We start from the raw sequence: 22543 nt of genomic DNA, 5'->3' as shown, positions 1-22543 counted from the left end.
AACCTCGACGTTTACCCTAAAGGTGACGTCGAGGTTTTTTATTTGCTTTAGAGAGCTGCCGGCCGGAGAATGCGCGCCGTTCGCTCCCTAGAAGGTTTCTTCCGATGATTTCGTCAACAGCCCGGTCAGCTTTCTCGTAAAATACGTCAGCAGTGGAAGCTGCCGCATTTCGACGTAATAAACGGCATCCTGATCCGGGCAGATCACGATGCCCAGCTGATGATGCTCGCCCGCGAAGACGGCCCGCTTGTGAAAACGGATCTCGCCTTCCATATTGACGATCTCCAGCTTGCAGTACGCCGAGCTCACCTGGATTGCCTGGTGCAGCTCGGTTTTGCTGTGAACCCGGACGCCGTTTACTTTGTGCACAAGCTCTCCGGGTTTCAGCCCCAGCTCGGCGGCGGGACTGCCCGGCACCACCGCCAGAATCTTCAGCCCGCGGGGCTGGTTGATAAAGCACGGGCTGCGCTGCGCTTCTTCCCATCGTCCGTACCAGATCACCGCTTCGTGCAGCACAATGCCCAGCACGGCGGCGACAACGGTGAACGGACTCCAGACCTGCGCCAGCAGCGCGGCGAGGAAGAGCACCGCTGCGTAGACCAGCAGCATAACGGAGCTGCGTCTCACCTTCTGCTCCGGAAGCCGGGTCATCGTCAGCTCCGTAAAACCGATCATGGCGGGGAAGGCGAGCAGGCTCCAGCCCGCCATCAGCGCATCGCCGGTAAACAGCGGCGACCAGGGAAAATCAACGGCTCCCGTCCCCGCTTGAACCGGAACCGCGAGGAAAAGCGGTACGGGCCAGAATCCCTGAAGCTGGTAACCTCCGACGATCTTGCCCCTTTTACCTTCATAGAACATAGGGCTAGCCATCCGCGCTCCCTGTGAACGGATCAGCAGGGCTTCCGCCGCATGGAGAACGGCCACCAGAGCTAGCAGGGACGGTACGTCCGCATTCCTTACGATACCGGCCAAACTGCTCCAGAAACCGTCTCCGGAAGGTTCGGGCAGGCCCGCCAGCACTACTTGCAAAATACCGAGAAGTCCCACCGAATACGCTAGGCACAAGAACCGGATGCGAATGAGAATCATCACGACGGATAAGCCCCAGAGCAACAAAATCGTATCGGCTTGCAGGGAAACGCCTACAAACATCATGACGACCGACACGCCAAGCCCGGCGACCCATCCCCATAAATAAGTGCGCCACGTTTCCCCGATCAGGGAATGCAGGCGGGTAGCAAACAATTTTCGCTCAAATTGAATTTGTTTCCGGTACTGCAGAAGGACGAGAAGAAGTCCGATATACGTAAAAGGGTTCAGCCATAACCGGCCGAACGCCGTCAAGAAACGTCCGGCAATATCCGCAATAATGTCCATAACTCACTCCCTCGAGGCTCGAAACGCGCTTCATTTTGTACAAAAATCCGAAGGTCCGACTCAGTATATACATTCGACCCGCCCCCTTCATTTCCTTCCGTCCCCACGCAATTGGCAAAAAGAAGAGGACGGCGGGACCCGCGCCGAGCGCGTAAAGTCCTGCCGTCCTTCTTTTATTTCGAAAGCTGGGTTTGCAGCTCTTTAACGGCCGCTTTCAGCTGGTTGTCGTTTTTCGGAAGCTTAACGGCTTCCAGAACGGCACTTTCCAGCTTCTTGGCGGTCGCCGTATCCACATTGCCGGTTACGGGCAGGCCGCTGCTCTTCTGGAACGCCTTGACGGCATCCGCCGTTTTGCTGCTGTAGTAGCCGTCGGTCCGGCCCGGTTCATACCCTACGCCGGTCAGCATCAGCTGCAGGTTTTTCACATCGTCGCTGTTGCTGTCCGGCTTCAAAGTATCTTTCTTGGACAGAATCGACGCTTTGAAGAATGCCGGCTGCTCGACCGCGATATCCGGTTCGATCCCCTTCTTGTGAATCCAGTTGCCGTCCGGGGTCAGCCACTTGTAGACGGTCATTTTGATATTGCTGCCGTCTCCCATTTCCTTGACATACGTTTCCTGCACGGTGCCTTTGCCGAACGTAGTCTCGCCGACGGTCTTGCTGCCGACCGCCTCTTTGAAAGCGCCGGCCAGAATCTCGGAAGCGCTGGCGCTTCCCTTATTCGTGAGCACGACAACCGGATATTTCTTGCTGCCGTCCTTGGATGTCGTCGCTTCCCGTTTGCCTTCCCGGTTTTCGATCTGGACGATCGGTTTGCCTTTCGGCACAAACGGCTCGACAATATCTATCACAACGTTGAGAAGCCCGCCTGGATCGTTCCGGACGTCGATCACGAGCCCCTTCATTCCCTGCGTCTCCAGCTTTTTCAGCTCTTCCTGGAAATGTTCCGCGGTGTTTGCCGAAAACTGGCGGATTTCGATTTTGCCGATACCGCCTTCGAGCATTTCGCCGAAAACCGTCTCAATGTCGATTTCGTCACGGACTACAATCACTTGAACCGATTCCGTCGAACCTTGGCGTAAAATCTCCAATTTGGCCTGAGTGCCCTTCTGACCGCGGATTTTGACAACCGCCTGATTAACGGTCAGCCCGTCCAATTTTTCGCCGTTAACGGATACGATTACATCGTTGGCCATAATTCCGGCTTTCTCGGCCGGCGATCCTTTGATCGGAGATACCACCTTGATTTTGCCGTCCTCCGATGTAACCTCGGCTCCGATTCCCTCGAACGAGGAATTGATGCTTTCGCTGAACTGCTTCGCTTCATTGGAATCCATATACACGGTATACGGGTCTTCAAGCGACTCCAGCATTCCGTTGATGGCGCCGTTCATGATTTTGTCGTGATCGACCTTGTTCAAATACTTGTTCTCGATCAGTTGGTACGTCTTTGCAATTTTGCCGACGTCCTGACTGCTGAGTCCCGAACTTCCTGCGGTTGCCGAAGCTCCGACGGAATTGCTACCAAGGGGCAGCAAATTTCTGCCCGTAAAGGTCAGCGTCAGAATGCTGCTTGCGAACATCCCCAGCAGAACGAATGCGATCACCGTACGCCCTTTGAATTGCACTGCCGTTCACCACCTTTGTACTTGCACCCTTATGAGCTGCTCTTGCTAGTGTATGACAAGCTCTTCCAATTTATGAGTGCCAGTCGCCGAAAACATTAATAGCCGATATAGCTGGACGGATTGACCGGTTTCGAATTGATCCGGACTTCGAAATGCAAGTGATTCCCGGTTGATCTTCCCGTGGAACCGACCTCCGCGATTTTCTCTCCGCGTTTTACGGATTGTCCTTTGGAAACCTTAATGCCTCCGTTACGTATATGTCCGTAGAGGGTCCAAACGCCGCCCCCGTGGTCGATAATGACACAGTTGCCGTAGCCGCTCCACTCGGAAGCAACCAGTACGGTGCCGGACTCCGCCGCATAAATATCGGTGCCTTGCGGAGATGGCATATCAATTCCCGTATGACCGGCGAACGAACCGTTGATCGGATCTACACGGCCTCCGTAACCCGAAGACAGCGAGACTCTCTTCGGAAGCGGATACCCCATGCTGCCGCCGGAACCCGCTGCGGGACCGCCGCCGCTGCCCGAGCTTCCGAACGACGAAGAGTTCTTCGCTGCCGCCGCAGCCGCAGCGGCTGCCGCTGCTGCCTTGGCATCGGCCGCTTTCTTCGCTTGAAGCTGGGATTCTTTCCTCGCATATTCCATAATCGCCTGTTCCTGATCGCTGCTGATTTCCTCCAGGTGCTGCTGTTCGGCGGACAAGGATGCGATTTTTACTTCTTTTGCTTTTTCCTTGACGAGGAGATCCTGTTTAAGATCTTCCGTCTGTGCGTACAGATTTTTTACATAAGCGAGCTGCTTCTCGATCTGCTGTTTCTTTTCGGCTACAAGCGCCCGGTCTTTCTTGTTTGCTTCCAGAATCTCTTTATCCTGGCCGACGATAGATTTCAGCGCCGACATCCGGTCGATAAAGTCCGAGAAGCTGGTAGAGTTCAGAACGACTTCCAGATAAGACACCGAACCGTTCTCATACATAATGCGCATGCGCTTCTTCAAAAGCTCGTCACGGGTTTCAACCCGCTTCTCCGCTTCGTCCAACTGCTTGGCATTCTCTTCGAGATCTCCGGTCGTATTCTCGATCTGCACGTTCAAGCCGGAAAGCTTGGCTGTCGCGCTGTCGAGCTGATCCATCAAGGTTTCGATATCCTTGGCGGTTTCCTGTTTTTCCTGCTGAACCTGTGTAAGCTGATTTTGGACGTCCTTCGCCTTCTGTTCGGCAGCGGACTTCATTTTCTTCATATTCGAAATTTCCTGATCGATTTTGGCCGAGTTGGAAGCCCCGTTGGCCACCGCATACGGCAGCAATGTTGTCGAGATTCCGAGTGCAACCACTAAAGGCATGAGTCTTTTCTTCAAGTGTTGATCCTCCTCTTACACATTGTGCATGCGCCCATTCACGTCTACACTTTGAGAAACTTGCGCACGGAGATGATGCTGCCCCAAATTCCGATAAGGAAACCAAGGCATAACAGCAGTCCGGCAATGACATAACTGACTTCGGCAAAAGGCTTTAATTTGATAAAGACCATACTCAGGTCCGACTTGCTCGACTCCACCAGCTTGTTGTATCCGTACAGGAGCACGGCCACCGGTATGGCGGAACCGCCGATTCCAAGCAGCGCCCCTTCGATAAAGAACGGCCAGCGGATAAAAGCGTTCGTTGCGCCCACCAGCTTCATGATCGAGATCTCTCTGCGTCTGGCGACAATGGTGAGCTTGATGGTGTTGGCAATCAGAAATACGGATGTAAAAGCGAGCAGAGCTACAAGAACGAGTCCGACGTTGCGGACGATTTGCGTGATTTTGAACATGTTCTCAACCGTGCCTTGGCCATACTTCACGCTGCCGATCGGCTTCGGTTCCTTGCCTTCGTTAAGCCCATTGATTTTATCTGCAACTCCCGCGACTTGCCGGGGGTCTTTAACCTCTACTTTGAAAGCGGGAGGCAGCGGGTTCTCGTCGCCTTCGAAACCTTCCAGGAAACCCTTGCCTTCTTCCCCCAGCCGGTTCCGGAGATCTTCAAGCCCCTGCTCCTTCGAGACGAAAGTAACCTTCTGAACTTCCGGAAGAGCGTTCAGCTCCTGTTTCAGCTGATTCGTCTGCTCTTCGGTGATATTCAAATCCATGTACACGCGGATTTCGACTTGCTTTTCTATTTGATCTGCCACGTAGTTCACGTTTAATGACAGCAGCAGGAATAAGCCAAGTATAAAAAGCGAAATGGTGATGGAACTGATCGACGCGAAGGTCATCCATCCGTTGCGAATGATATTGCGAAAACCTTCCCGCAAATGGCGGGCCATTGTCCTACTCTTCATAGCCGTACTCACCTCGCAGCTCGTCACGGGCGATAATCCCGTTCTCGATAGCGATAACGCGCTTGCGCATCGTGTTGACGATTTCTTTGTTGTGGGTCGCCATCATGATCGTCGTTCCACGGAAATTGATTTCTTCCAGAAGCTTCATGATTCCCCATGAGGTTTCGGGGTCCAGGTTACCTGTCGGCTCATCGGCGACAATCACGGCCGGGTTGTTCACTATTGCCCGGGCAATTGCAATCCTCTGTTGCTCTCCGCCCGAGAGCTGTCCCGGCAAGGAGTTGGCCTTATCCTTCAAGTGCACGAGATCGAGCACTTCCATCGTGCGCTTTTTGATCAGCTTCTTCGGCGCCTCGATAACTTCCATTGCGAAAGAAATATTTTCATAGACGGTCATCTTCGGCAGCAGCCGGTAATCCTGAAAAATAACGCCGATGTTGCGGCGCACATAGGGGATTTTCCGCTGTTTAAGCTTCTCGATGTTAAACCCGTTCACGAATATTTGCCCTTTTGTAGGTCTTTCTTCCCGATAGATCATCTTCATAAAAGTAGATTTACCGGCGCCGGAGGGCCCGACAATATAAACGAATTCGTTGCGGTCGACCTTAACGTCGATCCCCCGCAGCGCATGAGTTCCGTTAGGATACGTTTTCCAGACATCCTGCATTTCGATCAAAATCATCACTTCCTGTTAACGGCGGATTGATCCTAGCTCATACAAGTTCGACAGCCATCTTAAAATTCCTTTTAAAAAAGGGAATATTCAACATCTTTTCACAACGGACGCGAATTTTGTTGGGGTTTTCCCTCTTTTCGACTCAGGCATATTTGTCCGATGAATCCATAGACATGTAGAACAGGCATCCGTCTGAATGTTCAAGTTCAACTTGAGTCCAAAGTGTCAGTGCGCCAAATTCTTCGAAGGAGTTCACTTATGAAGCCAGTTAAGCGTGTGCTAACGACAATGGCCATCGTCCTGCCGCTGGCAGCCGTCATAGGGCTGGGTTCCATTGCCTTTTACGGCTCGCGTCCGGCTTTTCCGGAGCAATTCTCCGTCTCGGGATGGAAGGTCGGCGGAATGGCTTACGCCGATTTTCCTCAGCAGTTGAGCCGCCAGGTCGCGCTTCTGAATTCCGTTCCCGTACAGCTTGTTTCCGACCGTAAGGAGATTCCCTCCCGTTCTCAGAAGCTTCAGGATCTGGGGCTGCATGTAGACGACCGCGAGATACAAGACCTCCTCCGTGAACTTACGGAAGGAAATGTGCTGGATCGCGCGCGCAGCCGCTGGAAATTACGCCATTACGAGGCGAAAATCGGCTTGTCCATAGAAGCGGACCGGCTCGACAAGAAGCTGCAAAGCCTGTGGCCGGAACTTTATGCGGTACAGCCCGTTTCCGCTCAACGTATCGTTACGCCCGATGACCGCGTGCAGTATAAAGCGGGACAACCTGCTCTCCGCATTGACGCTTCGGGCTTAAAGGCGGACATAGAGCGGCAGATCCGGCGCATAGATCCGAAACGGGCCGAGAATCCGCTTTCGATACAAGTTCCTTTTCGGCTGCAAGAACCCGAGGTGACGGAAAAAATGCTGCGGGACCAGCATGTGGACCGGCTTCTCACGCAGTTTTCGACTCCGCTTAACCAATCGTCGCCGGGACGCAAGCATAACGTGCGTTCGACCGCAGCGACGCTCCATGAAGTCATCCTAAAACCGGGCGAAATATTCGATTACGCCCCTATTATTGAACAGACCGGCATTAAATTCGGCTTCCGGGAAGCTCCCGTTATTCTTAACGGCAAGCTTGTTCCCGGTGTAGGGGGCGGAATTTGCCAAGTTTCCACCACACTCTACAGTGCTGTTCTGCGGGCCGGTCTGGAGATTGTCGAACGAAGAAATCACTCCCTGCCGATCAGCTACGCCCCTCTGGGGCAAGATGCCACCTTTTCGACAGGTTTCATCAATTTTCGCTTCCGAAACGACACAAAAGCCCACCTCCTTATCCGAACGCAAATGTCGGATACGGCGCTGACTATTAAACTATTCGGAAGCATTCCCTCGGATACGACGTACGAAATTATGTCGAATACCGTCGAGACCATTCAACCACCCGTCAAATACGTGCACAACCCCGGTTTAAAAACCGGTGAACAGGTGGAGCTAAGTCCCGGCAAACAAGGGTTTGTGGTCGATACCTACCGGATAAAAAAGCAGGGCGGCCGAGAAGTCTCCCGTGAAAAAATTTCCAGAGACCGCTATACTCCGCAAGCGAGAGTCGTCGCCTCAAATACGGGCGTACTCAAGCCGCCTGCAGAACCCGCTCCTCCGCAAAATAACGTCATTGAAGACGGAGTCACCCGGATCGGCAAGACACCTTAGCGCCTGCAGGACAGCCTTCCCACCCGGCTAAAGAGGGACAGGGCGAAACAGGAAAGGCCCTGAATAACCCGTGCGCGGCACAACGGCCAAACGCATGAATTTCATGAGCCTTTCGGTTATTTCCCCATTATTTACTTTTATCGATCTTGCTGTCAACCCAGCTTACAGTTACTTCCAGCGCCTTCTCCGCACGAGAAATAGCTCCCACTACTTGGCTGCTTGCCGTGCCTCCGTATACGTTGCGGGCATTAACCACCTGCTCCGGCTGAAGCACTTCATAAATGTCGTCACCGAACAGTTCGGAGAACTTGTTGAACTCTTCCATGGACAGATCGAGCAGGAATTTGCCCTCTTGGATGCAGTAGAGGACCGTCTTGCCGATCACTTCGTGAGCCTGGCGGAACGGCAGTCCTTTGTTAACGAGATAGTCCGCAATATCCGTGGCGTTGGAGAAATCCTGATTCACCGCCTGGCGCATGCGGGCTTTGTTTACTTTCATCGTGGAGATCATCGGCGCGAAAAGCTGCAGGGCCCCTTGAAGGGTGCGGACCGTGTCCAGCATGCCTTCTTTGTCTTCCTGCATGTCCTTGTTATAGGCCAGCGGAAGCGCTTTGAGAACCGTCATGAGACCGAACAGGTTGCCGTACACACGGCCGGTTTTGCCGCGGACAAGCTCGGCGACATCCGGGTTTTTCTTCTGCGGCATGATAGAGCTGCCCGTACAGAACGCATCGTCCAATTCGACGAAGTTGAATTCGGTGCTGGACCACATCACCAGCTCCTCGCAGAAACGGGACAGGTGCATCATGATGAAGGAAGCATTAGCCAGGAACTCCAGAATAAAGTCACGGTCGCTGACCGCGTCCAGACTATTCTCATACACTCCTTCGAAGCCAAGCTGTTCCGCCACGAAATGACGGTCGATCGGGAACGTGGTTCCCGCAAGCGCGCCTGCGCCCAGCGGCAAAACGTTGATCCGCTTGTAGCTGTCCTGAAGGCGCTCGATATCACGCTGGAACATCGATACGTAAGCCATCAGATGATGAGCGAACAAAATCGGCTGCGCACGCTGGAGATGCGTGTACCCCGGCACGATTGTATCCAGGTTAGCCTTGGCCTGAGTCAGAAGTGCCTCCTGCAGCTTCTGGAGCAGGCTGACGAATTCCACCACGCGCCCGCGCAGATAGAGGTGCATGTCGGTCGCCACCTGATCGTTACGGCTGCGGCCCGTATGCAGCTTGCCGCCTACCGGTCCGATCTCGTCGATCAGCGTTTTCTCGATATTCATATGAATGTCTTCATTGGCGATCGTGTATTCCAGCTCACCGCGGCGGATCATGCCAAGTACGCGGTTAAGACCGTCCTTGATCGTTTCGACATCCTCTTGAGGCAGGATGCCGCATTTGCCGAGCATAGTCACATGAGCCAGACTGCCCTGAATGTCTTCTTCCGCCAGTTCTTTATCGAACGTGATGGAAGCTGTGTATTCTTCTACTAATTGGTCGGTTTGCTTCGTAAACCGGCCGCCCCATAATTTCGACACGGCTGCTGCCTCCTTCGATTTCAACGGAACAACGGGCCGCTTGCGGCCCGTTCCCCGTTTCCTGTTTCACAGGTATATAAACAAACGATTGGTTTCCCGCTTATTTCCCGGACTGCTGCTCTACGCCGGAGCTTACTTTCAGACGCAGCGCGTTGAGACGGATGAAACCGGCCGCATCGCCCTGATCGTAAGCTTGAGTCGGGTCAGCTTCCATGGTTGCGATATTCGGGTTGTACAAGCTGACGGGGCTCTTCACGCCCGCCGCGATCACGTTGCCTTTGTACAGTTTCATGCGGACCGTGCCCGTTACGTTTTTCTGGCTCTCGGTTACAAGCGCCTGAATGGCCAGACGTTCCGGTGCAAACCAGAACCCGTTGTATACGAGTGTGCTGTATTTGGAGATCAGGGAATCGCGCAGATGCATGACTTCACGGTCCATCGTCAGCGATTCGATACGGCGGTGAGCCGCAAACAGAATCGTGCCGCCCGGCGTCTCGTATACGCCGCGGCTCTTCATGCCCACGAAGCGGTTCTCGACCATGTCGATACGGCCGATGCCGTGCTTGCCGCCCAGTTCATTGAGCGTCTCCATCATTTGCAGCGGGTTCAGCTTCTCGCCGTTGATAGCTACCGCGTTACCCTGCTCAAATTCTAGCTCGATGTACTCAGGCTGATCCGGCGCATCTTCCGGAGATACGCTGAGCACGTACATATCGCGGTTGGAGTCGGCGCTTGCGTCGAACCAAGGATCCTCGAGCATGCCGCTCTCGAAAGAGATGTGCAGCAGGTTGCGGTCCGTCGAATATGGCTTCGACGCGGTCGCCTGCACCTGAATGCCGTGCTTCTCGGCATATGCGATCATCTCGGCGCGGCCCGGGAACTGCTCCCGGAACGCTTCCAGGCGCCATGGGGCGATTACGCTGATTTCCGGCGCAAGCGCAGCGGCCGTCAGCTCAAAGCGAACCTGGTCGTTCCCTTTGCCGGTTGCGCCGTGTGCAATGGCCGTAGCGCCTTCGGCGCGGGCGATCTCGACCATGCGCTTGGCGATCAGCGGGCGAGCGATGCTCGTACCGAGCAGGTACTGCCCTTCGTAGAGCGCGCCGGACTGGAACATCGGGTAGATGAAGTCGCTTGCGAATTCTTCGCGGAGATCATCGATGTAGACCTTGCTGGCGCCGGTTGCCAGCGCTTTTTCTTCCAGACCGTCAAGTTCGTCCTTCTGCCCGATGTCGGCTGTAAATGCGATAATTTCAGCATCATATGTTTCTTTAAGCCAAGCCAGAATAACGGACGTATCCAAACCGCCCGAGTAGGCCAGCACGATTTTTTCTTTAGCCATGTTTTCCCTCACCTTTGCTGCCATAATTTTAGTTACATAATCGAAGCCATAACGGCTTTCTGCGCGTGAAGACGGTTTTCCGCCTGATCGAATACGAACGAATTCGGTCCGTCGATCACGCCTTCGCTGACTTCTTCTCCCCTATGTGCCGGGAGACAGTGCAGGAAGAGATAATCCTTCTTCGCGTAGCGGGCAAGCTCCTCATTCACCTGGTAGCCGCTGAAAGCACGCTCGCGCTCCTGCTGCTCCGCTTCGAAGCCCATGCTCGCCCACACGTCCGTATAAATCACGTCCGCATCCGCCACCGCTTCCTTCGGATCCTGAGTAACCAGCACGGAGCCGCCCGATTGGGAAGCAAACTCCCTGCTGCTGCGGACAAGCTCTTCATCCGGCGTATATCCTTCCGGAGAAGCGACCGTGATATTCAGGCCTAGTTTGGCCGCTCCGACAAGCAGGGAGTGGACCATATTGTTGCCGTCGCCGATATAAGCGATTTTAAGCCCTTCCAGGCGGCCTTTATGCTCCTGAATCGTCATATAATCGGTCAATGCCTGACAAGGATGAGAAAAGTCCGTCAATCCGTTAATAACCGGAATGGTCGCGGCACGCGCCAGATCGACCACGTTGCGGTGGGCGAACGTACGGATCATGATGCCGTCCAGATAGCGGGACAAAGTCTGCGCCGTGTCGGAAACCGTTTCTCCGCGTCCGAGCTGGATGTCATTTTTGCTGAGGAACAGGGCTTGACCCCCGAGCTGAAACATCCCCACTTCAAAAGAAACACGCGTCCGCGTGGACGATTTCTCGAAAATCATGCCGAGCGTCTTGCCTTTGAGAAGCTGGTGGGCTTCGCCGGCCTTTTGCTTGGCCTTCAGATCGCGGGCCAGAGTGATCAGGTGGTTAAGCTCCGCGGTTGTGTAATCGACCAGCCCCAGAAAATCTCTTCCCTTAAGCTGCTGCTGCAATTCTTCCTGTACCGTGCTGGACATGGGAATCCGTCCTTTCTTTCCTGCAAAATGTCGGAGCGTCCGCAGGGCTGCGGACGACCTTCTTGTCTATTGTACTAAAGCAGAGGCTTTTCTTGCCAGCACATCGCAAACGACGTCCAGGCCCTTCTGCAAATCTTCTTTCGGAATAACGAGGCTCGGCAGCAGACGCACCACTTTCGGGCCGGCCGATACGACCAGAATACCCGCCTCGTGAATTTCGGCTATCAACTCCGCTGCGGGCTGCTTGCAAACGATACCGATCAAAAGCCCTTCGCCGCGTACTTCTTCAACGAGCGGGTTATCCGCAAGCTTTTCGCGAAGCGTTTTAACCGTCCATTCGCCCAGTTCCGCCGCACGCTGAGGAATTTGCTCGCTCACCATATACTCCACTGTCGCGATGGCCGCTGCCGTCGCGATAGGCGTCCCCCCGAATGTGCTGCCGTGGGAGCCTGCGGAGAAAGCCGGCGCCACTTTGGCGTTACCCAGCATGGCTCCGATCGGAAAGCCGCTGCCTAGACCTTTGGCCAGCGTAAAGATATCCGGCTCGATGCCGTAGTGCTCATAGGCGAACAGCTTGCCGGTGCGGCCCATACCGGTCTGAATTTCATCGACGATAAGAAGCAGGCCGCGTTCCTTGCAAAGTTCAGCCAAGGCCTTTACGAAAGCGGGATCCGCCGGGATTACGCCGCCTTCGGCTTGAACCATTTCCAGCATAACGGCGCACGTGCGCTCGCTGATCAGCTTTTCGACGGAAGCAAGGTCGTTATACTCGGCATAGACAAAACCTCCGGGAAGCGGGTGGAAGCCTTCCTGGACCTTCTCTTGTCCGGTTGCCGTCAGGGTAGCCAGCGTACGGCCGTGGAACGACTGCTGGAACGTGATGATCTCGTAACGGTTCTCGCCAAGCACTTTCTGAGCATAACGGCGCGCAAGCTTGATGGCCGCCTCGTTGGCTTCGGCACCGGTCGAGCAGAAGAACACGGCGTCCGCACAGCTGTTATCGGTCAGCAGCTTTGCCAGCTTTTCCTGGTTCGGAATGTGGAACAGATTGGACACGTGCCAGAGCTGGTCAAGCTGCGCCACAAGCTTCTCTTTGATAACCGCCGGAGCATGCCCTAAATTCGTAACGGCAAGACCGGCCATCAGATCAATGTACTCCTTGCCCTGGTCGTCCCACAATCGGCTGCCTTCTCCCTTTACCAGTGTGATCGGAAACCGGGCATACGTCGGAAACAAACTGCTTGCCTGCTGAACCATGTTCTTCACTCCCATCGTTTAATTGTTCAAGATAGTTGCCGCTAGCGGATAATCCGGGTCCCGGCCTGTGATCCGTCCAGAACGCTGCTGAGAATGCCCGGGACGGAACCGTCCACGATCACGACTTCCCGTACGTCCCCCTGGATGCACTGGATCGCCGCCCTCACTTTAGGGATCATGCCCCCGTAAATATCTCCGGTCTCGATCATCGCTTCGATATCGGCAATGGTGACGGTCGGAAGCACCCGCTTCACGCCGTCCTCCGCCTTCATAATACCGGGCACATCGGTCACGACGATCAGCCGGTCCGTACCGGTCCGCGATGCGACCGCGCCCGCCGCCGTGTCGGCATTGATGTTATACCGCTGGCTGCCGTCGGCGCCGAGGCCGATCGGAGCAATAACGGGCATATAACCCATCGCGACCACGCCTTGAATCAGCTCCGCGTTCACATCGGTCACGTCGCCGACAAGTCCTACTTCGGTGGCGTTTGCCACCGGATGGGCCGTAATCAGGCGTCCGTCCACTCCGGACAGTCCCAGAGCCTTACCTCCCGACAGTTGAATGCGTCTGACGATTTCTTTGTTGATCCGCCCGGCCAGCACCATTTCGACGACGTCCAGGACAGCCTCGCTTGTTTTGCGGAGACCGCCCACGAACTCACTCGCGATGCTAAGCTGATTCAGCGTCTCGGATATGGCAGGCCCGCCGCCATGCACGATGACGGGCACGATGCCGCGGTCCTGAAGCTGCTTTAAATCGGTGAAAAAAGAATCCGGCAGTGCGGCTAATGTACTCCCGCCGCACTTCATTACAAAACTGTCCATGTCTCCCCTTGCCTCCGTTCGTCTTCCCAAGCGGGTCCTGACGGCCTACGTCCGGTATGCCGCGTTGATTCGGACGTAATCATAGGTCAAATCGCAGCCCCAAGCGGTCGCGCCGCTCTCTCCCATATTTAAGTGCACGTCTATCTGCACGATATCTCCTTTTAGATAAGCCTCCGCCCGGTCCTCGTCAAACGCGACCGGTCTGGACTGCTTCAGAACGGTGATTCCTCCAAGACTTACATCCACCGTCTCCGTGTTCACCGGCTGGCCCGCGCGTCCGACGGCCGCAATAATGCGTCCCCAGTTGGCGTCCGCTCCGAAGCACGCCGTCTTCACAAGGCTGGAGCCTATGACGGTCTTGGCGATCGCGCGTGCGGCCTCCTGTGAAACGGCTCCGTGCACGTTGACTTCGATGAGCTTCGTTGCTCCTTCGCCGTCTCTGGCGATCGCTTTCGCCAGATGCTCCGATACGTAGCGGAATGCGGAAGCGAAGTCATCCCAGTCCGCATGGCCGGGCTGAAGCGCATCCCCGCCGGCCAGACCGCTGGCCATCACGACGACCATGTCGTTCGTGCTGGTATCGCCGTCCACCGTAATCATGTTGAAGGTGGAATCGGTCGCTTCGCCAAGCAGCCGCTGCAGGTGCTTGCTCTCAATGTTCGCGTCGGTGGTGACAAAACCGAGCATCGTCGCCATGTTCGGATGAATCATCCCCGAACCTTTGGCCGCTCCGGCGATGTGCACCTCGCGCCCGCCGATGTTTACACGCACGCAGATGACTTTCTTCACCAGGTCCGTCGTCAGAATCGCCTGGGAAAAGTCTTCTCCGCCTGCGGCGTGAACCTTCTCCGGCAGCGCTTCTATGCCGGCGAGCACTTTGGTCATCGGCAGCAGTTCGCCGATGACGCCTGTCGAGGTGACGCCGACCAGCTCCTCGGCGATTCCGAGACGGCGTGCCAGGGTATCACGCATGGCACGCGCATCCGCGAGCCCCTGCTCGCCCGTGCACGCGTTGGCGTTGCCGCTGTTGACGAGCATGGCCTGGAGCCTGCCCCCAGCGGCAATGCTCTCCTGCGTCACGCGAAGCGGCGCGGCCTGGAACGCGTTCAGCGTGTAAACTGCGGCAACGGCCGCAGGGACGTCGCATACGATCGCCCCGAGATCGTTGCGCTCAGTTTTCTTCAACCCGCAATGCAGGCCGCCAGCGCGGAAGCCTTGAGGTGTAGTCACCGTGCCATCCGGCACGACGGTAAAACGGCCTAGCAGCGTCATGGATGCTCACCTGTCCTTTTTTTCCATTATCCCTGAGATCTAAAATTTATCGGACTCTCTCAATAGGGTCCGTTTTTGTTATGCCTGCAAATTATTATGAAAAGCCCGGAACTATCACGGATAAACCGGCGTAATCTGAAGACCCGTAGTTTCATCCCAGCCGAGCATCAAATTCAAGTTCTGGACAGCCTGCCCCGCCGCGCCTTTCATCACATTGTCGATAACGGATACGACGGTGACCCGGTTCGTCCGCTCATCTACGGCAAAACCGATATCGCAGTAATTCGAGCCCCACACTTCTTTGGTCGCCGGCCACTTGCCTTCTTCACGAATCCGCACAAAACGGCGTCCTTCATAGAAACTACGATACATCTCAATGAAATCACGGGTGTCATGCTTTCCGTTCAACTGCGCATAACAGGTCGCCATAATACCCCGCGTCATCGGCACCAGATGAGTGGAGAATGTAATAATGACTTCACGTCCGGCGGCATCGCTAAGCACCTGCTCGATTTCGGGAATATGCTGATGACGGTTAAGTTTGTAAGCGGAGAAATTTTCGTTGGCTTCCGCGTAATGAACGCCGAGGCCCAATCCTCTGCCCGCGCCGGAAATACCGGATTTGGCATCCACGATAATCGTGGACGGATCGATCCAGCCCGTTTTCACTGCCGGAAAGAGACCGAGAAGAGTAGCCGTCGGGTAACAGCCGGGATTGGAAATAAACTCCTTGCCCGTTACCTGTTCCCCATAGATTTCGCATAAACCGAAAACCGCCTTATCGAGATCCTCCTGTGATGCTCCTTCGCGCTTATACCACTGGGTGTATATCTGCGGAGTTTTCAGCCGGAAATCACCGGACAGATCGATCACTTTGAGACCCGCGTCCAGCATCTCGGGAGCGAGCTTGGCAGCCACCCCCGCCGGTGTCGCCAGAAACACGACATCCGCTTTGGATGCGATAAGCGGTACATCCACAGCATCCAGCGAATCTTGCATAATGCTGTTCAAATGAGGAAATCCGTCCGAAATGGGCGCGCCTGCGCTCGAAGACGAAATTACCGAAGTGATGGTTACCCGCGGATGTCCGAGCAGCAGCCTGATCAGCTCCACTCCCCCGTAACCGGTTGAACCTACAATAGCCGCTCTCACATGTTCCGTCATTGCTTTATCCCCCAAACGTCCTAAAAATGATATGTATTATTATACAGACATAGGTATAATAATTCAACGACTTTTTTACCTTCCGAGGGTCCTCTCTTCAACTTTAAAAAATGGCGTACAAAAAAACAGCTGCCCATAGAGACAGCCGTTTTCTATTAAAGAATACAGGTTCGGATTTCGGTTTGCCGGAGAAGTTCAGTCTTCCCGCCTTTTCACTTTTATGCAAAATGTTTTGTATATATGCAAAGTTATACCGCCCGTTTAAAACCTTCGCCCAGCACCTCATTCGCGTTGCTTAAAATAATAAACGCGTTCGGATCGATTGACTGTACGAGCGCTTTGAGCTTGCTGACTTCGCTCTGACTGACGACAACCATAAGCACAAGCCGGGCATCCCCCGTGTATCCGCCCGCTCCGGTCAGTTGAGTTAACCCCCGGTCGAGATCATGAAGAATGGCTTCGCGAAGCTTCTCGGGGTCATTTGAAATGATATAAGCTACTTTCGAAGTGTTAAGACCGACTTGGACGATATCGATGGTTTTCGTAGTGACAAAGAGACCGATAAGCGCGTAAAGGGCTTTTTCGGGACCGAAAAAGAGGCCGGCCAGCAAAATGACCATTCCGTCAAATACGGCAACCGATACGCCCAGGCTCAGACCGGAATACTTATGTAAAATTTGCGAAGAAATGCTGAAGCCCCCTGTCGAGCCGCGGCCGCGGAATACGATTCCGATACCGAGTCCCAGCACCATGCCGCCATAGATCGTCGCAAGCAAAATGTTATGAGTCAAAGTCGGCAGATTGCTGGTCAGCATGACGCAAAGCGGAAGAACGATCGATCCCACGACGGCCTTAAGGCTGTAAGAGCGGTCCAAGAGCCACAAACCGAGCAGGAACAAAGGAATATTCAAGCCCCACTGCGTTAAAGCCGGCTGCCAGCCCAAAGTTTGCTGGATAATGGTCGACAGGCCTGATACTCCTCCGGAGGCAACCTGGTTGGGGTTAAGAAAGACGTTAAAACTGATGGAAATAATCAAACACCCGATCAGCAGCATCGCATATTCGTACGCTTTCTGCTGCGGACTGTTCAGGACAAGACGGGCTTTTCTCCGTTTGCCTTTGGCCATAGCCATGGACTTTCCTCCTATCTGCTGCCGGCCGTTCGCGCCGGCTATCTCTAGTTTTGCCTGATGAAGGTCTATTGTTGTATGAGTAAGGTACTGGAATTATTATGGCATCAAAAGAGGCATTTGCCTACCTCTAATTAACCGGTGGTCAAAATTAATGAAGAAACGCTGCAAAACTTTGTTTTCGACTGACTTGCATGGGCCGGACAGCCATCCGGTTTCGAAATGATCAAGGGTTTCACGGGCTTGCCTGCACTGGCTGCTTAAACTTGCTGAGCCTCCGTCTCATCTTCCCCGCTATATAAAAAATGCGGGGCCGCAGGCACTCGGCCTCCCTCCCCGCACGACACTATTCTTCCTTCTTCTGAATCTGCAGGCGCAGATAGGCATCGATGAACGGGTCGAGATCGCCGTCCATTACCGCTCCTACATTGCCTGTCTCTTCCGTAGTCCGGTGATCCTTGACCATGCTGTACGGATGGAAAACATAAGAGCGGATCTGGCTGCCCCACGCAATGTCGGACTGCTCTCCGCGGATTTCCGCGAGATGCTTCTCCTGCTCCTCGATCTTCTTCTCGTAGAGCTTTGATCTCAAGTGCTTCATGGCCCGTTCCCGGTTCTTGATCTGGGAACGTTCCGTCTGGCACGTCACCACGACGCCCGTCGGCAAGTGCGTAATCCGCACGGCCGAATCCGTCGTGTTGATGTGCTGGCCGCCCGCTCCGCTCGCGCGGTACGTGTCGATCTTCAAATCCTCCGTGCGGATATCAACCTCCACGTCGTCTTCGATCTCGGGGACCACGTCGCACGACACGAACGAAGTGTGGCGCCGGCCCGAAGCGTCGAACGGCGAGATGCGCACGAGGCGGTGTACGCCCTTCTCCGCTTTGAGATACCCGTAGGCGTTATGTCCCTTAATGAGGAGCGTAACACTCTTCACGCCGGCCTCGTCTCCGGGCAGATAGTCGAGCACCTCGACCTTGAAGTTCCGTTTCTCGGCCCACCGGCGGTACATCCGCAGCAGCATCTCCGCCCAGTCCTGGGACTCCGTCCCGCCCGCGCCGGGATGCAGCTCGAGAATGGCATTCAGCCGGTCGTACGGCTGATTGAGCAGCAGCTGCAGCTGGAAATCTTCCAGCTTGCGTAGAACGCCTTTCAGGCCGTCGGCCAGTTCGGCCGCCATGTCCTCGTCGTTCTCCTCATCAGCCAGCTGCGCCATAACTTCCAGGTCTTCATATTCGTTATTCAGCCCCTGGAACTGATCTACAACGCTTTTGATGGCGTTAAGTTCGCCGATGATTTTCTGGGCCTTCTCGTTATCGTCCCAGAAATCGGGCGCCGCCATCTTCACTTCATAATCTCCGATCTCTTCGAGCTTATGATCTAAGTCAAAGAGACCCCCTTAATTCCGTTAGTCGCTTTGCAATTTCGCGCAGGTCTTGTTTTATTTCCGGTTCCAGCATACCAACACCTCGGAGTCCTCATATTTGTACTAGCGTTAAATGTAGCTTTGAATGAAAAAATGCGTATCCCGGCTTTTTACGTTTATCATATCCGGGTTGATGCCAATATATAAGCGAATATGCAAGGTTATGCATAATGTATGCATAACCTTGCATAAGATACAGCTTATAAAATGCCGAGCCCGATGCGAATTACGCTCCGTGACACTGCTTGTATTTCTTGCCGCTTCCGCAAGGGCAAGGATCGTTGCGGCCGATCTGCTCTTCTTTGACGATCGGCTGTTTGCCAGCGGATTCCACTTTAGGATCCACGGCCTGGCCTTCAGCCACGGCTTGACGCTCCAGGTTGCTTTCCACATGCGCCTTCATGATATAAGTCGCCACTTCTTCCTGGATGCTGTCAACCATTTCGTGGAACATTTCGAAGCCTTCGAACTGGTACTCACGAAGCGGATCCGTACCGCCGTAGGCACGAAGGTGAATCCCTTGGCGAAGCTGGTCCATCGCATCGATATGATCCATCCATTTGGAATCGACCGCACGCAGTACGACGACTTTCTCAAATTCGCGCATAAATTCGGCGCCGATTTGTTCTTCACGCTCGTTATATTTATCTTTAACTTTCTCATCAATAAATTCAATGATTTCGTCGATCTCTTTACCCCAGATATCTTTGCTGACCAGCGCATCTTCGGAAAGGAAGTTGTTATTCACGTAATCGACAACCGCCTGAAGATCCCACTCTTCCGGAATTTGAGATTCGCTGCAGTGGGCGTTCACGATACGCTCAATGCTGGAACGAAGCATCGTTTCGACGATCTCACGGATATTCTCGGACTCAAGCACCTCGCGGCGCTGCTTATAAATAATTTCACGCTGCTGGTTCATAACGTCGTCATATTGGAGGACGACTTTACGCATGTCGAAGTTGTTGCCCTCTACACGCTTCTGGGCGGATTCGATCGCACGCGTGATAAGCTTGCTTTCGATCGGCTGATCCTCTTCCATGCCGAGACGGTCCATCATTGCCATGATGTTCTCGGCGCCGAAGCGCTTCATCAGCTCGTCGCCGAGCGACAGGTAGAACTGGGAGGAACCCGGATCACCCTGACGGCCCGCACGACCGCGGAGCTGGTTATCGATCCGGCGGCTTTCATGGCGCTCCGTACCGATAATATGAAGCCCGCCGATTTCGTGGACTTGGTCGCCCAGCATAATATCGGTACCGCGGCCCGCCATGTTGGTAGCGATCGTTACGGCGCCGGCTTGTCCCGCACGGGATACGATTTCCGCCTCCTCGGCGTGGTACTTCGCGTTAAGAACCTTATGCTGAACGCCTTTTTTCTTCAGCATTTCGGACAGCAACTCGGAATTCTCAATAGATACGGTACCGACCAGTACCGGCTGTTTATTTTTGTGGCGCTCGACGATTTCTTCCACGACCGCTTTGAATTTGCCCAATTCCGTCTTATAAACAACGTCAGGCATATCTTTACGGATCATCGGACGGTTAGTCGGCACAATAATAACGTCCAGACCGTAGATCTTCTTGAACTCTTCTTCCTCCGTTTTTGCCGTACCGGTCATACCGGCCAGCTTGCGGTACATACGGAAATAGTTCTGGAACGTGATCGTTGCCAGCGTCATGCTCTCGTTCTGCACCTGGGAGCTGCTCTTTGGCTTCGATCGCCTGGTGCAGGCCTTCGCTGTAACGGCGGCCCGTCATCAGACGGCCCGTAAATTCGTCGACGATCAAAACTTCATCGTCCTGAACGACGTAATCCACGTCACGGCGCATAATGACGCGTGCTTTCAGAGCCTGGGTAACGTGATGGTTAAGGGTAACGTTCTGATGATCGAACAAGTTCTCGATCCCGAACGCCTTCTCGGCCTTCTCCACACCCTGCTCCGTCAAAGATACGGAACGGACTTTGATATCAACAGTGTAATCCTTCTCCGCTTCCAGCTTGCTCACAAAACGGTCCGCCGCATAATACAAATCGGTAGATTTGGCAAGCTTGTCCCGAAATGATCAGCGGTGTTCTCGCTTCGTCGACCAGAATCGAATCCACTTCGTCGATAACGGCAAAATAAAGCGGACGCTGAACCATCTGCTCTTTATAAAGCACCATATTATCGCGCAAATAATCGAATCCGTATTCATTGTTCGTGCCGTAAGTTACGTCGCAAGCATAGGCCGCCTGCTTCTGTTCATGCGAAAGATCGTGAAGATTGACCCCGACGGTCATCCCCAGGAAATCGTAAATCTGGCCCATTTCGCCGCTGTCACGCTGTGCCAGATAGTCGTTGACGGTAACCACGTGAACGCCTTTGCCCGCCAGCGCATTCAAATAGACGGGAAGCGTACCGACGAGGGTTTTACCTTCACCGGTTCTCATCTCGGCGATCTTGCCTTCGTGGAGCACCATGCCGCCGATTAGCTGCACATCATAGTGACGTTTGCCCAGCACCCGCTTGGAAGCTTCACGCACAACGGCAAATGCTTCAGGCAGCAGGTCGTCCAGGTCTTCACCTTTTTCCAGACGCTCGCGGAACTCGACGGTTTTGCCTTTCAGTTGGTCGTCGGACAGAGCGGAAATTTCCGTCTCCAGCCCATTTATAGCATCGACTGCTTTCCAATATCGCTTGATTTCACGTTCGTTGGAATCACCAAACATTTTTTTGACCAGTCCTAGCATCGGTGAACCCCTTTCCCTTACACTCAGTATCCTTAAATTGTATCAGTTTGCTCGTCAAGCCGCAACAAAACAAGGCTGCAGAGCGGGAACATTTCAGTTTATCAGATGTGCTTCTCTGTAGCAAACCTACTCCTTTACATACGTAAAAGCTCGCGCTTTGTTGCAGTTCCTGTCGGCAAAGTGCATCAAACGCCATTTTTCCATTTCCAAAGTTGGTGAAATTTTACCGGCCGGACCGTTGAACAGACAGCCGTCTTGAAAATCGGTTTATTACCGGTTTCCGAACCGCCGTGCCTTGTCTACTATATAAGGAAGAAACACGATGGAAGACTACGTGTGGTAACGGGTTGTTTCCGCCTGAACCTCGCATACTCGGATTTAAAAATACAACTGTAAACATTTAAAAAGCCTGACCCTGTCGGATCAAGCTTTGGTTGATTTTCAGTTAAAAGTTCGTTGGGCTTTGAGCAATCGGCAAGGCGGGTTGGGCTTTAAATAGCCGGTTCGATAAGACCGTACCTGCCGTCGTCCCTTTTATAGACCACGTTCACTTGCTCCGTGTCCATGTTGGAAAAAACGAAGAAATCATGACCAACCATGTTCATCTGCAGAATCGCTTCATCGATATCCATCGGTTTCAGCGTAAACCGCTTCGTGCGGACCAGTTCGTAATCCTCCTCTTCCTCATCCATGGTGAGAACCGGGCTTTCCAGCTTGCTCAACTCGCGTTTGTTGCCTTCCAGGCGGATTTTACGATTCATTTTCGTTTTGTGTTTGCGGATTTGACGTTCCAGCTTGTCGACCACCAGGTCAATTGCCGCATACATGTCTTGATCTTTATTCTCGGCACGGAGCAGGACGCCCTGGAGCGGAATCGTCACTTCCACCGTGTGGATGTTCTTGACTACGCTAAGTGTCACAAATCCTTCCGAGTTGAGGGGGGCTTCAAAGTACTTCTCCAGTCTGCTCAGCTTCTTCTCCACATACTCCCTGAGGGCAGCTGTTATCTCGAGATGATCTCCTCGAACGGTGAATTTCATATAAAACTCCTCCCTTCTGTCTCTATTATACACCAACTATTTTGAATATTCAAAAATTCTTAATATACGTTCCGTGTCCGTTCTGCGGCTAAATTGTGAACTTCACGCGCATGCAAAAAAA

Annotated in this window: 16 protein-coding genes and 1 pseudogene; 1 reads left to right on the top strand and 16 read right to left on the bottom strand. The window is 53.8% G+C overall.

Translation table 11 applies throughout. From position 1 onward, the window contains the following. Window positions 1–87: 87 nt before the first annotated feature. The 5 genes from ABC395_RS00705 to ftsE all read right to left on the bottom strand — a co-directional run bounded on the left by ABC395_RS00705 (window position 88) and on the right by ftsE (window position 6001). Entirely contained in the window at window positions 88–1377 is a 1290-nt protein-coding gene (locus tag ABC395_RS00705) for a PDZ domain-containing protein (protein WP_413000176.1), read from the bottom strand. A 173-nt stretch (window positions 1378–1550) separates the two neighbouring features. Next, entirely contained in the window at window positions 1551–3005 is a 1455-nt protein-coding gene (locus ABC395_RS00700) for a S41 family peptidase (protein ID WP_413000175.1), read from the bottom strand. Between the two features lie 95 nt (window positions 3006–3100). After that, window positions 3101–4363 (bottom strand): murein hydrolase activator EnvC family protein, encoded by a 1263-nt coding sequence (locus ABC395_RS00695; protein ID WP_413000174.1) that lies wholly within the window; start codon window positions 4361–4363, stop codon window positions 3101–3103. A gap of 44 nt (window positions 4364–4407) precedes the next feature. Then, complete coding sequence (gene ftsX, locus ABC395_RS00690; RefSeq protein WP_413000173.1) at window positions 4408–5325, bottom strand: permease-like cell division protein FtsX; 918 nt, start codon at window positions 5323–5325, stop codon at window positions 4408–4410. Further along, a complete protein-coding gene (ftsE, locus tag ABC395_RS00685) occupies window positions 5315–6001 on the bottom strand; it encodes a cell division ATP-binding protein FtsE (RefSeq protein WP_413000172.1) in 687 nt (228 codons plus the stop codon). Before ftsE ends, ftsX begins: the two co-directional genes overlap by 11 nt. Window positions 6002–6259: 258 nt before the next feature. On the opposite strand from ftsE, the gene ABC395_RS00680 reads away from it, so the two are divergent. After that, window positions 6260–7702 (top strand): VanW family protein, encoded by a 1443-nt coding sequence (locus ABC395_RS00680; protein WP_413000171.1) that lies wholly within the window; start codon window positions 6260–6262, stop codon window positions 7700–7702. Between the two features lie 127 nt (window positions 7703–7829). Here ABC395_RS00680 and argH read toward each other — a convergent pair whose 3' ends face one another. From argH to hpf, 11 genes and pseudogenes are all read right to left on the bottom strand, one after another. Then, window positions 7830–9245 carry an argininosuccinate lyase gene (gene argH / locus ABC395_RS00675; protein ID WP_413000170.1) on the bottom strand — a complete coding sequence of 472 codons (1416 nt, stop codon included), beginning with the start codon at window positions 9243–9245 and terminating at the stop codon, window positions 7830–7832. 100 nt (window positions 9246–9345) lie between these two features. Beyond that, window positions 9346–10584, bottom strand: coding sequence for an argininosuccinate synthase (locus ABC395_RS00670; protein ID WP_103996858.1), 1239 nt, complete (start codon window positions 10582–10584; stop codon window positions 9346–9348). A gap of 32 nt (window positions 10585–10616) precedes the next feature. Further along, the gene (gene argF, locus ABC395_RS00665; RefSeq protein ID WP_413000169.1) at window positions 10617–11573 is read right to left on the bottom strand and encodes an ornithine carbamoyltransferase; all 957 of its coding nucleotides are present in this window, start codon (window positions 11571–11573) and stop codon (window positions 10617–10619) included. Between the two features lie 66 nt (window positions 11574–11639). Continuing rightward, window positions 11640–12830, bottom strand: a complete 1191-nt coding sequence (gene argD / locus ABC395_RS00660) for an acetylornithine transaminase (RefSeq protein ID WP_413000168.1) — start codon at window positions 12828–12830, stop codon at window positions 11640–11642. Between the two features lie 41 nt (window positions 12831–12871). Beyond that, entirely contained in the window at window positions 12872–13657 is a 786-nt protein-coding gene (gene argB / locus ABC395_RS00655) for an acetylglutamate kinase (RefSeq protein WP_413000167.1), read from the bottom strand. 45 nt (window positions 13658–13702) lie between these two features. Next, window positions 13703–14929 (bottom strand): bifunctional glutamate N-acetyltransferase/amino-acid acetyltransferase ArgJ, encoded by a 1227-nt coding sequence (argJ, locus tag ABC395_RS00650; RefSeq protein WP_413000166.1) that lies wholly within the window; start codon window positions 14927–14929, stop codon window positions 13703–13705. Between the two features lie 114 nt (window positions 14930–15043). Then, window positions 15044–16093, bottom strand: a complete 1050-nt coding sequence (gene argC, locus ABC395_RS00645) for an N-acetyl-gamma-glutamyl-phosphate reductase (protein WP_413000165.1) — start codon at window positions 16091–16093, stop codon at window positions 15044–15046. A 248-nt stretch (window positions 16094–16341) separates the two neighbouring features. Beyond that, on the bottom strand, window positions 16342–17226 hold the full coding sequence (locus ABC395_RS00640; RefSeq protein WP_103996864.1) for a YitT family protein: 885 nt from the start codon (window positions 17224–17226) through the stop codon (window positions 16342–16344). 343 nt (window positions 17227–17569) lie between these two features. Beyond that, window positions 17570–18683, bottom strand: a protein-coding gene (gene prfB / locus ABC395_RS00635) for a peptide chain release factor 2 (RefSeq protein WP_413000164.1) whose coding sequence is annotated in 2 segments (ribosomal slippage) — window positions 17570–18610 and window positions 18612–18683 — 1113 coding nt in all. Because the reading frame shifts where the segments join, the coding sequence is not laid out codon by codon here. A gap of 192 nt (window positions 18684–18875) precedes the next feature. Beyond that, a pseudogene (gene secA / locus ABC395_RS00630) lies at window positions 18876–21382 on the bottom strand (preprotein translocase subunit SecA). Window positions 21383–21873: 491 nt separating this feature from the next. Continuing rightward, window positions 21874–22422 carry a ribosome hibernation-promoting factor, HPF/YfiA family gene (gene hpf, locus ABC395_RS00625; protein ID WP_103996867.1) on the bottom strand — a complete coding sequence of 183 codons (549 nt, stop codon included), beginning with the start codon at window positions 22420–22422 and terminating at the stop codon, window positions 21874–21876. Window positions 22423–22543 lie beyond the last annotated feature (121 nt).

Origin of the sequence: Paenibacillus canaveralius, from assembly GCF_047238265.1 — a bacterium.
Taxonomy (GTDB): Bacteria; Bacillota; Bacilli; order Paenibacillales; family NBRC-103111; genus Paenibacillus_F.
Note: the sequence above shows the minus strand (reverse complement) of the source record. Positions and strands in the feature narration are given on the sequence as shown.